Genomic DNA, 13,581 nt, shown 5'->3' with positions numbered 1-13,581 from the left:
AAAGATCCCCCGAGCGCGGCGACCGATCAGGGCGCGATGTTCCTCGTGCATCCAGCCTTGCGCGATCTCTATCCGCCATCGCGCCGGGTGGCGCTGCCGACGCGCTATACGATGTGCGGTGGCCCCGCGCTGATTGCGGCGTTCGACTACATGGCCGACGAGATCACGCGGCTGCCGAAGCGCTGACGCTGACCTACACGAACGCGACTTCGTCCGCCTTGCTCAGAACGTCAGGACCGCCGATCGCGGAGACATGGCCCGCATCGAGGCGCACGATCACGTTGGCGATGCGCTTGAGCTCGCGCGCATAGTGACTGACATAGACCATCGGAATCCTGGCCTCGTCACGCAACTTGACGAGATAGGGCATGATCTCGCTCTTTCGCGCGGGGTCGAGCGAGGCAAGCGGTTCGTCCAGCAGAAGCAGCCGAGGCTTCAGCATCAGTGCGCGGCCGATCGCGACGCGCTGGCGTTCCCCGCCGGACAGTTTGCCCGGCCGGCGCCCGAGCAGTGGCTCGATATCCAGCATCGCAAGAATGCGCGCGAATTCGGCGCTATCATGTGGCAACCCGGCCATCCAGCGCCCGTAGTCCAGGTTTCGCGCCACCGTCATATGCGGAAACAGGCGACCTTCCTGAAACACATAGCCGATGCGACGCTTATGTGCGGGCACGTCGATGCGCCGGTCATGATCGAACAGCACCTGGTCGCCGAGCGCGAGACGCCCCGCATCCGGCCGCACCAGCCCCGCGATCATGTTGACCAGCGTCGTCTTGCCGGCCCCGGAGGGTCCGAACAGGCCGGTCACCGGACCCTCGCTGTCGAATGCAACGCACAAGGCGAGATCACCGACAGCCTTACGAAGATCGACATGCAGCATCGTCAATCTCCGTGCAGCTTGCGCGAGGCTCTACGCGCGAAGAATTCCGAGGCGAGCAGCGCCGCCATGGCGATCACGATGGCAACAATCACGAGCCGCAAGGCCGCCGCGTCACCCGCCGGCGTCTGCGTATAGGTATAGATCGCCGCCGATATCGTCTGCGTTTCGCCCGGGATGTTCGACACGAAGGTGATGGTGGCTCCGAATTCGCCCAGCGCCTTGGCAAAGCAGAGCAGCGTGCCCGCAATAATGCCCGGCATGGCGAGCGGCAGCGTCACCGTGACGAAACGCCAGAACGCATTGGCGCCGAGCGTGGATGCGGCGTCTTCCAGCTTGCGATCGATCGCTTCGAAGGAAATGCGGATTGGCCGCACCAGCAGCGGAAACGCCATGATCCCGCAGGCCAGCGCCGCACCGGTCCACCGAAACGAGAACACGGTCCCAAAGGTCTCGTAGAGAAAACTGCCGATCGGCCCGCGACGCCCGAAAGAGATCAGCAGCAGATAGCCGGTCACGACCGGCGGCAGTACCAGCGGCAGCACGATCAGCCCGTCGAGCAGCGCCTTTCCCGGAAAATGCTTGCGCGCCAGCACCCAGGCGGCGGCGATGCCGATCGGCAGGGAGACCGCCGTTGCGACCAGGGCGATCCGGAGCGAGAGCCGGATCGCCGTCCATTCTTCGGGTGTCAGTTCGAGCACGCGAACGGCTTGTCAGCTGGCTTCGTCAGGTTGCGGGTTTGGTCGTAAAAACGGTGAAGCCGTATTTCTCGAAGATGTCGCGCGCCGTCTTGCTGCGCAGGAATTCGAGATAGCTGGTCACTTCGGGCTTGGCGTTTTCGGTCGCTGCTACCGGATATACGATCGTAGGATGCGAGCCCTCCGGGAAAGCGCCGATGATCTTCACGCCGGGTTCGACCTTCGCATCCGTCTCGTAGACGATACCGAGCGCCGCTTCGCCGCGCGAGACGAGAACGAGCGCTGCCCGCACATTGTCGGTCATCGCGAATTTCGGCTCCGCGGCGGCCCATGAACCGAGCTTCTCCAGTGCTGCTTTCGCATAGAGTCCGACAGGGACCGCCTTCACGTCGCCGGTCGCGATGCGGCCGTCACCGGCGAGTTTGGCGAGATCGAAACCCTGAGCGATCGTGACATTGCCGATCTTGGAGTCCTTCGGCGCGATCAGTACCAGCTTGTTCCCGAGCAGGCTGACACGGGTTCCCGGCTTGATGGCCTTCTTCCTGTCGAGATAGTCCATCCAGTTCAGGTCTGCCGACATGAAGATGTCGGCCGGCGCGCCGCCCTCGATCTGCTTCGCCAGAGCGGAGCTTGCAGCATAGCTCGACATGACCTTGACACCGGTTGCCTTGGTGTAGGCGCCATTCACATCGTCCAGCGCATTCTTCATCGAGGCGGCGGCGAAGACCGTCAGGGATTTGTCCTGCGCGGAAGCGGCGTGCGGCGCCAGCCACAGGGTGGCGGCCAGCAGGGCGAGCTTCGTGGTGAAGGTTCGTCTCAGCATGGCGGTTCTCCAAGGATGCCGCCCCGGCGCATGGCATGCGCCATGCCGGGAAATGGCAACGCGGACGTTTTCAGGTGCGATAAGGGTCGGGAACCGCCGTTCCGTCATCGCCGGGGCACGCGCGCAGCGCAAATCCGGATCGCGGACGGACTTTAGCAAGCCTGTGGTATTTGCCAAGATCACATCAGCGCGCCCCGCTTCATAAGAATGCCAGAGGACATGCATGACCGCGCCTGCACAGATCGACGGCGAGTATGACTACATCATCGTTGGCGCGGGCTCGGCCGGTTGCGTGCTGGCCAACAGGCTTTCGGCTGATCCGGGCAAGCGTGTCCTGTTGCTGGAGGCCGGCGGCCGCGACAACTGGATCTGGTTTCACATCCCGGTCGGTTATCTGTTCGCGATCGGCAATCCGCGTTCGGACTGGATGTTTCGCACCGAATCTGTGCCCGGATTGAACGGCCGTTCGCTGGCCTATCCGCGCGGCAAGGTGCTGGGTGGTTCGTCCGCGATCAATGCGATGATCTACATGCGCGGTCAGGCCGGCGATTACGACCACTGGCGTCAGCTCGGCCTCAACGGTTGGGGCTGGGATGATGTGAAGCCGCTGTTCCGCAAGCAGCTCGATCATTTTCTCGGCCAGAGCGAACATCACGGTGCGGGTGGCGAATGGCGCGTGGAATATCCGAGGCTGCGCTGGGACATCACGGATGCATTTCGCGAGGCAGCGGCGCAGGCCGGCATTCCGAAATGCGAGGACTTCAACACCGGCAACAACGAGGGCTGCGGCTATTTCCACGTCAACCAGAAGACGGGACGGCGCTGGTCGTCCGCACGCGGCTTTCTGAAACCGGTCATGAGCCGGCAGAACCTTCGCGTCGAAACCGGATGTCTCGTCGAGAAAATCGAGTTCGATGGCAAGCGCGCGACCGGCGTCCGCTTTCGTCAGAATGGCGAAAGCAAGCTCGCGCGCTGCAGTGGTGAAGTGATCCTGTCGGCTGGCGCGATCGGTTCGGTGCAGGTGCTGCTTCTCTCCGGTGTCGGGCCCGCTGCGCAACTGGCCGAGCACGGCGTTGCCCCGGTGCTTGAAAAGCCCGGCGTCGGTGAGAACCTGCAGGATCATCTGCAGCTGCGGCTGATCCACAAGGTCAGCGGCGTCACGACATTGAACGAGACTTACAAGTCGCTGTTCAGGCGCGGCATGATGGGCCTCGATTATGCGCTTCGGCGTCGCGGGCCGCTCACCATGGCGCCATCGCAGCTGGGCGCCTTCACGCGATCGAGCCCGCGCTACGATCGTCCGAACATTCAGTTTCATGTGCAGCCGCTGTCGCTCGACAAGTTCGGCGATCCCCTGCACGACTTTCCGGCCTTCACCACCAGCGTCGCAAATCTGCGGCCGTCGAGCCGCGGCTATATCCGGCTCCGCGGGACCGACCCGGCGGACAAGCCGGTGATCCAGCCGAACTATCTGTCGACCGATGAGGATCGACAGGTGGCCGTGGATTCGATCCGGGTCGCCCGCAACATCATCGCGCAGCCGGCGCTGCAGGCTTACAAGCCGGTCGAGTATCTTCCCGGCGAACAACTGCGCAATGACGATGAGGCGGGACTGGCGAAAGCTGCAGGCGATATCGGGACCACGATTTTCCATCCGGTCGGTACCGCGAAGATGGGGCGGCCTGACGATCCGATGGCCGTGGTCGACGAGCGGCTGCGGCTGATCGGCCTCGACAATGTCCGGGTGATCGATGCGTCGGTGATGCCGACGATTACCTCCGGAAACACCAATTCACCGACCATGATGATCGCGGAGAAGGGCGCGATGATGGTGCGGGACGATGGCCGGGCATAAGTGCCAAGTCGAAACCGCCGGCGTGATGCCCTTGTGCCGGCTATGACGGAACCCCGCCCAACCATTTCCTAACATTCGACGGATAGGTCTTCGTCATGCATACCCTTTTCACGCGTATCCGCAACATCATCGCCGACCCGCGTTCGGAATGGCCGCTGATCGCCACCGAGCCGGGCGATCCGATGCGCCTGTTCGTCGGCTATGTCGCAGTGCTGGCGGCGATCCCGGCGATCTGCGGCCTTATCGGCTCGAGCCTCGTCGGCGTTTCCGTATCGATTGGCCGTGTGCACGATTCCCTGCCGTTCGGTCTGGTACGCGCCCTGATCAGCTACCTGTTCAGTTTCGTGATCGTGTATCTGACCGCATTGGTGATCGATGTCATGGCGCCGCTGTTCCAGACGCAGCGCAATTTCACCAATGCTCTGAAGCTCGCGGTCTATTCGTTCACGCCGGTCTGGCTGATCGGCGTCGTGCTGATGGTGCCGGGCTTGCGCTTTCTGTCGATCCTCGGGCTCTACGCGATCCGGCTGATCTGGACCGGGCTGCCGCCGCTAATGGGAACGCCGCGCGCGAAGATCCTGCCCTATGCGATCTCGATCATCGTGGCGGCCTTCGGAATCGTCATTGCAATGTCCGTGATCCAGGCCGCGGTCACTACGTTGCCATTCCGGGGCTCGGGCGCCGGCTGATTCACGGCAGCGCCCGCAGATAGCGGATCGGCCTGCCGGCGGTCAGCCCTTGCGCCGCAGCGATGATCGCATTCGCGTCGATCCCGTAATGTCGGTAGAGATCGGGCAGTGAGCCCGTCTGCCCGAAATGTTCAACACCGAGGCCGCGTGTTCGGTGGCCATGCACGCCGCCGAGCCATGACAGCGTGGCGGGATGTCCGTCCAGCACCGTGACCAGGCCGCAATGCGCCGGCACGTCGTCCAGCAGCCGTTCGATGTGCGACCGGGCATGTACAAGGCCGTGCTCGCGTGCGCGCTGCGCCGCTGTCCAGCCTGCATTCAGGCGATCGGCGGACGTGACCGCGAGCAGACCGACATCGCGGCGGTCTTCGCCCATCAGGCCGACAGCTTCGATCGCTTCGGGCGCGATCGCGCCGGTATAGGCGACGACCACCTGCGCATTCGGGCCGGGCTTTCGCAGCCAGTAGGCTCCGTCAATGATGCCTTGCTGAAGTTCGTCGCTCATTGCGCGCTGCGGCTGTTCGACCGGCCGCGTCGAGAGACGCAGATAGATCGAGCCGCCGGTCTCGTCGCGCAGCCAGTTTCTCTCTGACGGCGTCGCATCGCCGTCCTTCTGGATGTAATCCAGCGCAAAGCGCAGGATCACCGCGAGCTCGTCCACGAAGGCCGGTTCGAACGAGGCCAGACCGTCCTGCGCCATGCCGATCAACGGCTGCGCGATCGATTGATGCGCGCCGCCTTCGGGTGCGAGCGTGATGCCCGATGGCGTCGCCACGACGATGAAACGCGCATCCTGATAGCAGGCATAGTTCAGCGCATCGAGACCGCGCGCGATGAACGGATCGTACAGCGTGCCGATTGGCAGCAGCCGCTCGCCCTCGATCGCATGCGACAGTCCGAGCGCGGACAGGAGGATGAACAGATTCATCTCCGCGATGCCGAGTTCGATATGCTGGCCGCCCGGCGAAAATTCCCATGCGAAGGTCGACGGGATGCGTTCGTTGCGGAATGTGTCGAGCGAAGCCGAACGCGCGAACAGGCCGCGCCGGTTCACCCACGCGCCGAGATTGGTCGAGACCGTGACGTCGGGCGACGTCGTGACGATCCGCGAGGCATACGCCTCCTTCGACTTGGCGATCTCGTTCATCAGCGCGCCGAAGCCGGTCTGGGTCGAGGTGACCGCCTGCGCCGGCACCGACAGCGTCGCCGGAATGTCGATGCGTGGCGCCTTTGCGGCGGGCTTGCGCTGCGCGAACGGGACTTTGTCGAGGAAGCCCTGCAGCGTTTCCTGCGGCAGCGTCAGGCCCTCGAATTTGTCCCATTCGTGCCCGGGCCGCACATGGTTCTGCGTGCGGAAGGTTTCCATCTGCGCCGGCGTCATCAGTCCGGCGTGATTGTCCTTGTGGCCGGCCATCGGCAGGCCGAAGCCCTTCACGGTGTAGCAGATGAAGCAGACCGGCCGATCATGCTTGATGCTCTGGAACGCCTTGATCAGCGCCGGCAGATCGTGACCGCCGAGATTGTTCATCAGGCGCGCCAGTTCTTCGTCCGAACGCTTCTCGATCAGCGCCGTCACCGGTCCCTGATCGCCGATCTCGTCAAGCAGGCGCTTGCGCCACGCCGCACCGCCCTGAAACACCAGTGCCGAATAGAGCGGGTTCGGGCACGCATCGATCCAGGCGCGCAGCTTGTCGCCGCCGGGCTCGCGGAACGCGGCCTCCTGCAGCGAGCCGTATTTCACGATCACGACCTCCCAGCCGAAATTCGTGAACAACTGCTCGTAGCGCTCCCACAAGCCTTCGCGGACGACGGCATCGAGACTTTGCCGGTTGTAATCGACGATCCACCAGCAATTGCGCAGCGACTGCTTCCAGCCTTCCAGCAGTGCCTCGAAGATATTGCCCTCGTCGAGTTCGGCATCGCCGACCAGCGCGATCATGCGCCCTTCGGGCTTGTCCTTCGCGAGGCCGTGCGCGTGCACATAGTCCTGCACGATCGACGAGAACAGGGTCTGCGCCACACCAAGGCCGACCGAGCCTGTCGAGAAATCGACATCGTCGATATCCTTGGTGCGCGAGGGATAGCTTTGCGCGCCCTTGTAGCCGCGGAAATTCTCCAGCTTCTCGCGCGTCTGCTTGCCGAGCAGATACTGGATCGCGTGAAAGATCGGCGAAGCATGCGGCTTGACGGCCACGCGATCCTGCGGACGCAGGATGTCGAAATAGAGCGCGGTCATGATGGTCGCGAGCGAGGCGGACGACGCCTGGTGTCCGCCGACTTTCAGCCCGTCGACATTCTCACGCAGGTGGTTTGCGTTGTGGATCGTCCAGCTCGCAAGCCACAGCACCTTCTTTTCGAGTTCGGACAGGACCTCGATCCGAGATGACTGCATGATGCGCTCCTCCTTGCGCGTGACGGCGATCCTTTGAGGTGCCGGAACAGCATCGGTGTCCCACAGTGGCGGTGGCAAGGGCATCCAATCTGAGCTATCATTTGGTTCGTGATTGAAAGAATTAGCCAATAAATGAGCTAAGATAAGTGGAATCCGCCAGTATGCAGCTTGATGCCATCGACCGGAAAATCCTCGCCTTGTTGCAGGAGGACGGCCGGATGAGCCTTGCGACGCTCGCCGAGAAGGTCGGGCTGTCGCCGTCGCCCTGCCTGCGCCGCGTGCGGCTCATGGAGAAGGCGGGCATCATTGCGCGTTACGTCGCGGTGCTGAGCCAGCAGACGGTCGGGCTGCCGGTCAGCGTGTTCGTGTCGATCAAGCTGGAGAGTCAGCGCGAAGAAGCGCTCGCCAAGTTCGGCAAGGCGATCGTGCGCTGGCCGGAAGTGCTGGAATGCTATCTGATGACCGGGCCGCGCGATTATCTTCTTCGCGTGGTGGTCGCCGACCTCAGTGCCTATGAGCAATTCCTGAAAGCAAAGCTGACGCGGCTCGATGGAATCGCGTCCATCGAATCGAGCTTTGCGCTCGAGCAGGTGAAATACACCAACGTGTTGCCGATCTGAGCGGTTAGCCCTTGTTGCGCAACACAAGGCAGGCGCCGCCCGCCTTGCGAAGCGAGTTGCAAAGCTCGTTGGCGGCGGCGCGCGTGTCGGTTCCGATGCGCACCTGATAGAACACCGCGCGTCCGCGCGTGCGCAGAACCGACGACTGGATGCCAGGGTCCTTGCCTGCCAGCACGGTCTCGAACCGCTTGAGCGCGCGCGCATACATCGCCATGGCGCGATCACGCGAGAAGCCGGCGCCAAGCTGAACGCCCCAGGGCTGGCCGAGCGAATGCACGACGCGCTGGGTCAATTGTTCGAGGAACGGACTCGGCGATCGCTTGAGCAGCGCCATCAATTCGCCGCATCCCGGCTCGTGTTTCTGTTCCTGCTTCGGCTTTTCTTTCCCTTCGTTCGCCTTGGTGCGTTCGGCGGCCCAATCGTCGACCGTCATGCCGGTGATCGCGGATACGTAATTGCGCGTCTCGCCCGGCATCGCGCCGGTGCCCGCCAGCCATTCGCGAACGCGGCGCGGCCCGGCATTGTAGGCCGCCGCGGCGAGGCCGAGATTGCCGAATTGCAGCCAGAGCTCCTTGAGGAATTCAGCGGATTTCGGCAGCGCCTGGACGGGATCGAAGGGATCGAGCAGCCCACGCTCTGCCGCCGTGCCCGGCATGAACTGCGCCATGCCCTGAGCGCGCTTGCCGCTGCGTGTCATTGGCCCGACGGCGTCGGCGCGAAACCGGCTTTCCTGCCAGATGACGCGCGCGAAGAACTCGACCGGAATGCCGTGGTCGCGCGCCGCCGATTCGATCATCAGGCAGATGGAGTCGTCAGGCGCAGACGCGCGCGCCACGGAAAACGGTGCGAATGCCAGGGCGATGGCACCCGCAGCCACAGCAATCCTGCATGCGCTTCGACGACAGACGCCCGGCACTGTACTGATCCTGTCACCATGAGACGCTCGGCGGGTCGAGCCGCACCTCGTGAAATGCAGGGATTACAGAACTAGAAAGTGCTCTTCAGCTTAAGATGGTCCATGCGGTTAATCGACTGTACGTCGACGTGCTCATCCTTGCCATCGCGTACGATATCGAGCGGCACCGTGATGCCGGCCGCGCCGAGCGACCAGAGCTTGCGGTAGAATTCCGGCAAGGTCTTTGTTGCCGTTCCGCCGATATTGGCGATCACGTCGCCCTTGCGCAGTCCTGCTTTCTCGGCGGGCGAACCTGTGGTCACGCGCGTCACGACGAGACCGCGTTCGGTGGGTTGGGTGTTCAGGCCGATCCAGGGCTTGGGCGTGCCTCCCACCGCCCCATTGGCGATCAGGTCGCCGAGTATGGGTTTGAGCAGGTCGGTCGGGATGTAGAGGTTCCCCGCGCCGCCGCCGTCACCCGTCGCGTCGCCGACGATCAGCGAACCGACCCCGACGAGCTTGCCGTCGCGTGTGATTAGTGCCGCGCCGCTCCAGTGCGAATGCGCGGGCGCGGTATAGATCGCACCATCAATGAGATATTCCCAGGTTCCCGCAAATTCGCGGCGCGAGACGACCCGCGCCGGCGCGATACCGTCGCGTCCTCCGAAACTTGCCGCCAGCACCGGATCGCCGACCTTCAGCTCTTTTGAACTGCCGAACAGCATTGGCCGGACCTTGAGCGGCGCTACTGCCTTCAAAAGACCGAAACCGGTATCGTGATCATAGCCGACAATCGTTGCCGGTATCGCGCGACCATCGTTGGTGATGGCTTCGGCGGCATGCGCCTCCACCATCAGATAGCCGATCGTCAGGATGAGCCCGTCATCGTCGATCACAATGCCGGAGCCGTCGCGCTCCTGGCCGAGATTGTCGACGGTGCGGCCATCAGGGTTGATGTAGGTCTTGATCCGAACCACGGACGACAGGAGATCATCCGTCGCAGCCTTGGCGCCGTCACTCTGCGCGAAGGCGGAACCGGACGCGGTTGCAAGCAACAGAACCGAGACCAGCAACAGCACCACGCGCATCGGCAGTGACGTTCGCATCAAGGCCTCCATTTGGCTCACCCGTCTCGCAACTCTGATCGAATCAGGATTGCAAGACAGATGCCAATTATAGAGGCACGAGTCGGTCCGAGAACAAGGGGCGCGGGGCATGCTACGGCCGGTTTGGCTGGTTTGCGGCCGACTTATCCGTCAAAACTGTGTCACCGGGAGCACGACCTGGTCGCGCGCCCGGATCGATTCAGCTCGCGGTTCCTGCCTGGCATGGCAGCAGAAAAATTTGTTCAATCATCGGAATGTGAACGGGCATCCGGAATAGCGCCCGATGTCCGGGTTTCGCTGGGCATGAGTTCATCGCAACTCATGCCAGGAGGATTTTTGCCCAGGAGGATTGTCCATGCGTACGAGTCTCATCCTCGCAGCAGGCATCGCGATCGGAGTTTCAACCGCGTTCGCACAGGTCCCGCCTACGAAGATCGGCGACAGCGCGAAAGGCAAGGTGCTGACCGATCAGAAGGGCATGACGCTTTATATTTTCGACAGGGACTCCGACGGAAAGTCGGCCTGCAACGGTCCGTGCGCCACCAACTGGCCACCACTGATGGCGCCCAATGATGCCAAAACCGACGGTTCCTACACCGTCATCAGGCGCGACGATGGCAGCGCTCAATGGGCTTACAAGGGCAAGCCACTCTATGGCTGGGTCAAGGATGCAAAGCCCGGCGACGTTACCGGAGACGGCGTGAACAACGTCTGGCACATCGCGGCGCCCTGAATTCGAATGACATGCGCGGGTCTTGCCCGCGCATGTCGAAACAAGCAAGCGCATCTCGCAGGAAGATGGATGGCCGGGCCAACCCCGGCCATGATGCAAGTGGCTATTCCAGTCCCGTCGGGACGTTCTTCTGTTCGCTCTGCAGTTTCATCCCTGAGAGATTTGCCATCGTTTCCATCAGGGTGGCGAAGTCCTTCTCCAGATAGGCCTCCGGATCCTTCTGCAGGATCGCATTGCCGATATGCCCCTGCAGCATCTCGCGCGTTGCCGCCGTGGTCGGCATGGGCACCTTCCACTCACGACCAAGCTCGAGCCCGAGATCGAGATCCTTCAGCAGAAGCTCCGGCGTAAACGTCGTGGTCCAGTCGAGATTGACGAGCGCGGGTGACTTGTAGCGCGTGAACATCGAACCCATGACGCTGTTGCTCATGAAGCGCAGGAACGCTTCGCGCGGTACGCCCATCTTGTTCGCGAGGAGCGTGATTTCGATCAGGTTCTGAATCACGACGCCCAGCATCACGTTGTGCGCGATCTTGCAGATACGGGCGAGTTCGCCATCGCCGACATAGGACACGCCGTTCGGCGCAAACTTGACGATCATGTCCTCGACCTTGCGGAAGGCCGCTTCAGGACCCGAGGCGACAGCGGAAAGCTTGCCGGCCTTGATCACCTTTGCATTGCCGGAGACCGGGCACGCAACGAATTCGGAACCAAGCGCCTTAAGCTGTTCGCGGATTTCTGCGGAATCGTCGACCGCGATGGTCGAGCAGTCGACCACGATCTTCGGCATCTTGCCCTTGCCGTTCGGCGCGACGCCGTTCGGACCGAAATAGACTTCCTTCACGTCCTTGCCGGCGGACACGATGGAGAACAGCACGTCGACATTGTTCAAGTCCGACAGCTTGTCGACAACCTTGCCGCCGATCTTGGTCAGTGGTTCGGCCTTGGCCTTCGTCCGGTTCCAGATCGAGACATCGTAGCCGGACTTCAACAGCCATTCGGCCATCGCGTAGCCCATGCGGCCCATGCCGATCCAGCCGATCTTGGTCGTATTCGCCATTCGTTTCCTCCCGCGGCGTTTGTGGCCAATCTGGTAACACACGAGCCATCCGCCGCAAGGTCTTCGCAAGTCTACCGACCGCACCTATGATCGGACAGCGGAGGTCCCATGCCGGCTATTGTTTCACTGGAAGAAGCTCTTTCTCCGATCGCCGATGGCTGCCTGCTTGCAGTACCGCGTGAGCAGGCTGGCGTGGCGATGGAAGCCACGCGGGCGCTCATTCGCCGCAATGTGAAAAATCTTCACCTGGTGGCGCTGCCAGCTTCAACGCTTCAGGCCGATATGCTGATCGGCGCCGGGTGCGTGGAGACGCTGGAGACGTCGGCGGTGAGCCTCGGCGAGCTTGGTCTCGCGCCCCGCTTTACCGCCGCGATGACCGCCGGGACATTGCGTATGAAGGATGCGACCTGCCCCGCGATCTATGCCGCGCTGGAGGCTGGAGAGAAGGGAAATCCGTTCATGCCTCTGCGCGGTCTGATCGGTTCCGACTTGATGAAAATTCGCAGTGACTGGCGGGTGATCGACAATCCCTTCGGAAACGACGACCCGATTGTGCTGCTGCCGGCGATCCGGCCGGATGTTGCGCTGTTTCATGCGCCGATGGCGGACCGGAACGGCAATGTCTGGATCGGACGACAGCGCGATCTCGGTACGCTTGCACATGCGTCGCGCAAGACCGTCGTGACGGTGGAACGCATTCACGACGGCGATCTGCTGGACGATCCGGTGCTCGCCGCCGGCGTGCTGCCCGGCTTCTATGTCGAGGCGGTCGCGGTAGTGGAGAACGGCGCATGGCCGCTGTCGCTGCCGGATTATTATCCGGTCGATGTCGCGCATCTTGCCGAGTATGCGCGGCTTGCGAAAACCGCTGATGGCTTCGCGCGCTATTGCGACGCGTATGTGCATGGGAAGCAGGCGGCGTAGCGATTGGTCATGACATTCCAGCCCGAAGAACTTCTGATCGCGAGTGTCGCCGACCTGATCGGCGATGTCCGGCACATCGCCGTAGGCAATGCGTCACCGATTCCGGCAGCGGCGGCGCTGCTCTGCCGCGCGCGGGGGAGCGGGCGGCCCTATGTGTCGCTGCTGCAGAGCCGCAAGCATAACTTCTTCACCGACGGCGGCGTCGAACTGTTCGACTGCGCTGGGCAGGGGCGCATGGATGTGTTCTTCCTGTCCGGTGGCGAGATCGACGGCGAGGGCAACATCAATCTCGTCGGTATCGGCGATCACGATAGGCCGCGGGTTCGCTTCCCCGGTTCGTTCGGTTCGGCCTATCTCTATTTCGTCGTGCCGAAGGTGATCCTGTTCCGCACCGAGCATTCGCGCCGCACGCTGGTGCCGAAGGTCGATTTCGTCAGCGCGCCCGGCGTCAGCCAGCCGAATGTCCATCGCAATGGCGGGCCGGTCGCGCTGATTACCAATCGCTGCCTGTTCGCGTTCGACAAGGAGCGGCGCCGCTTTCGCCTGCAAAGCGTGCATCCGGGGCATACGGTCGATGAGATCGTGGAGCATACCGGCTTCGACTTCGACATGCCGGATCACGTGCCGGAAACGCCGGCGCCCGATGCTCAGACGTTGCGCGTGATGCGCGAGACCGTCGCGCCCGAACTGGCGGAGGTCTACCCGCAATTCGCGGAAAAGATTTTCGGCGTTACCGCGAACGCCGCGAAGGCTGTCCCCACGTAAGCAGCGTCAATTTGCGAATATTGCCGCCGCATGTTTCTCTTGATTGCTGCAACGACAACAAATTTCAAGGGACGAAATGCCGGTAGAACCTGTTGAAGTGGCTGTCATCGGCACCGGATGGTGCGGCGGCATTCGTGCAGAAAC

General features: G+C 62.6%; 13 protein-coding genes and 1 pseudogene. 7 read left to right on the top strand and 7 right to left on the bottom strand.

Annotated features, from left to right (window positions below):
• A pseudogene (locus tag VNZ93_RS01620) lies at positions 1–186 on the top strand (ABC transporter substrate-binding protein); the annotation flags it as partial.
• Between the two features lie 7 nt (positions 187–193).
• On the opposite strand, the gene modC reads toward VNZ93_RS01620, so the two are convergent.
• Genes modC through modA form a run of 3 tightly spaced genes read right to left on the bottom strand, consistent with a single transcriptional unit; the run spans position 194 to position 2,398 of the window.
• Positions 194–880, bottom strand: a complete 687-nt coding sequence (gene modC, locus VNZ93_RS01615; RefSeq protein ID WP_325699113.1) for a molybdenum ABC transporter ATP-binding protein — start codon at positions 878–880, stop codon at positions 194–196.
• Between the two features lie 2 nt (positions 881–882).
• The gene (gene modB, locus VNZ93_RS01610) at positions 883–1,578 is read right to left on the bottom strand and encodes a molybdate ABC transporter permease subunit (protein ID WP_325699111.1); all 696 of its coding nucleotides are present in this window, start codon (positions 1,576–1,578) and stop codon (positions 883–885) included.
• Positions 1,579–1,603: 25 nt separating this feature from the next.
• Positions 1,604–2,398 (bottom strand): molybdate ABC transporter substrate-binding protein, encoded by a 795-nt coding sequence (gene modA, locus VNZ93_RS01605; protein ID WP_325699108.1) that lies wholly within the window; start codon positions 2,396–2,398, stop codon positions 1,604–1,606.
• A 223-nt stretch (positions 2,399–2,621) separates the two neighbouring features.
• Between modA and VNZ93_RS01600 the strand changes: the two genes are divergently transcribed.
• Together VNZ93_RS01600 and VNZ93_RS01595 are read left to right on the top strand one after the other, a co-directional pair.
• The gene (locus VNZ93_RS01600; RefSeq protein ID WP_325699105.1) at positions 2,622–4,253 is read left to right on the top strand and encodes a GMC family oxidoreductase; all 1,632 of its coding nucleotides are present in this window, start codon (positions 2,622–2,624) and stop codon (positions 4,251–4,253) included.
• A gap of 95 nt (positions 4,254–4,348) precedes the next feature.
• On the top strand, positions 4,349–4,942 hold the full coding sequence (locus tag VNZ93_RS01595) for a Yip1 family protein (RefSeq protein WP_325699102.1): 594 nt from the start codon (positions 4,349–4,351) through the stop codon (positions 4,940–4,942).
• A gap of 1 nt (position 4,943) precedes the next feature.
• On the opposite strand, the gene VNZ93_RS01590 is transcribed toward VNZ93_RS01595, so the two are convergent.
• Positions 4,944–7,334, bottom strand: coding sequence for a transketolase (locus tag VNZ93_RS01590; protein ID WP_325699099.1), 2,391 nt, complete (start codon positions 7,332–7,334; stop codon positions 4,944–4,946).
• A gap of 161 nt (positions 7,335–7,495) precedes the next feature.
• On the opposite strand from VNZ93_RS01590, the gene VNZ93_RS01585 reads away from it, so the two are divergent.
• A complete protein-coding gene (locus VNZ93_RS01585; RefSeq protein WP_325699096.1) occupies positions 7,496–7,954 on the top strand; it encodes an Lrp/AsnC family transcriptional regulator in 459 nt (152 codons plus the stop codon).
• A gap of 4 nt (positions 7,955–7,958) precedes the next feature.
• Here VNZ93_RS01585 and VNZ93_RS01580 read toward each other — a convergent pair whose 3' ends face one another.
• Together VNZ93_RS01580 and VNZ93_RS01575 are read right to left on the bottom strand one after the other, a co-directional pair.
• Complete coding sequence (locus VNZ93_RS01580) at positions 7,959–8,816, bottom strand: lytic transglycosylase domain-containing protein (RefSeq protein WP_325699115.1); 858 nt, start codon at positions 8,814–8,816, stop codon at positions 7,959–7,961.
• 125 nt (positions 8,817–8,941) lie between these two features.
• A complete protein-coding gene (locus tag VNZ93_RS01575; protein ID WP_325699093.1) occupies positions 8,942–9,955 on the bottom strand; it encodes a S1C family serine protease in 1,014 nt (337 codons plus the stop codon).
• Between the two features lie 355 nt (positions 9,956–10,310).
• Here VNZ93_RS01575 and VNZ93_RS01570 point away from each other — a divergent pair, with 355 nt between their 5' ends.
• The gene (locus VNZ93_RS01570; RefSeq protein ID WP_325699091.1) at positions 10,311–10,688 is read left to right on the top strand and encodes a hypothetical protein; all 378 of its coding nucleotides are present in this window, start codon (positions 10,311–10,313) and stop codon (positions 10,686–10,688) included.
• Positions 10,689–10,791: 103 nt separating this feature from the next.
• On the opposite strand, the gene VNZ93_RS01565 is transcribed toward VNZ93_RS01570, so the two are convergent.
• Entirely contained in the window at positions 10,792–11,748 is a 957-nt protein-coding gene (locus VNZ93_RS01565; RefSeq protein ID WP_325699088.1) for an NAD(P)-dependent oxidoreductase, read from the bottom strand.
• A gap of 108 nt (positions 11,749–11,856) precedes the next feature.
• Here VNZ93_RS01565 and VNZ93_RS01560 point away from each other — a divergent pair, with 108 nt between their 5' ends.
• Entirely contained in the window at positions 11,857–12,672 is an 816-nt protein-coding gene (locus tag VNZ93_RS01560; RefSeq protein ID WP_325699085.1) for a CoA transferase subunit A, read from the top strand.
• A gap of 9 nt (positions 12,673–12,681) precedes the next feature.
• On the top strand, positions 12,682–13,437 hold the full coding sequence (locus VNZ93_RS01555; RefSeq protein WP_325699082.1) for a CoA-transferase: 756 nt from the start codon (positions 12,682–12,684) through the stop codon (positions 13,435–13,437).
• Positions 13,438–13,581 lie beyond the last annotated feature (144 nt).

It is taken from the genome of Pseudorhodoplanes sp., from assembly GCF_035565795.1.
GTDB lineage: Bacteria > Pseudomonadota > Alphaproteobacteria > Rhizobiales > Xanthobacteraceae > Pseudorhodoplanes.
The sequence above is the reverse complement of the archived record's forward strand: the minus strand, read 5'-3'. Positions and strand labels throughout refer to the sequence as shown.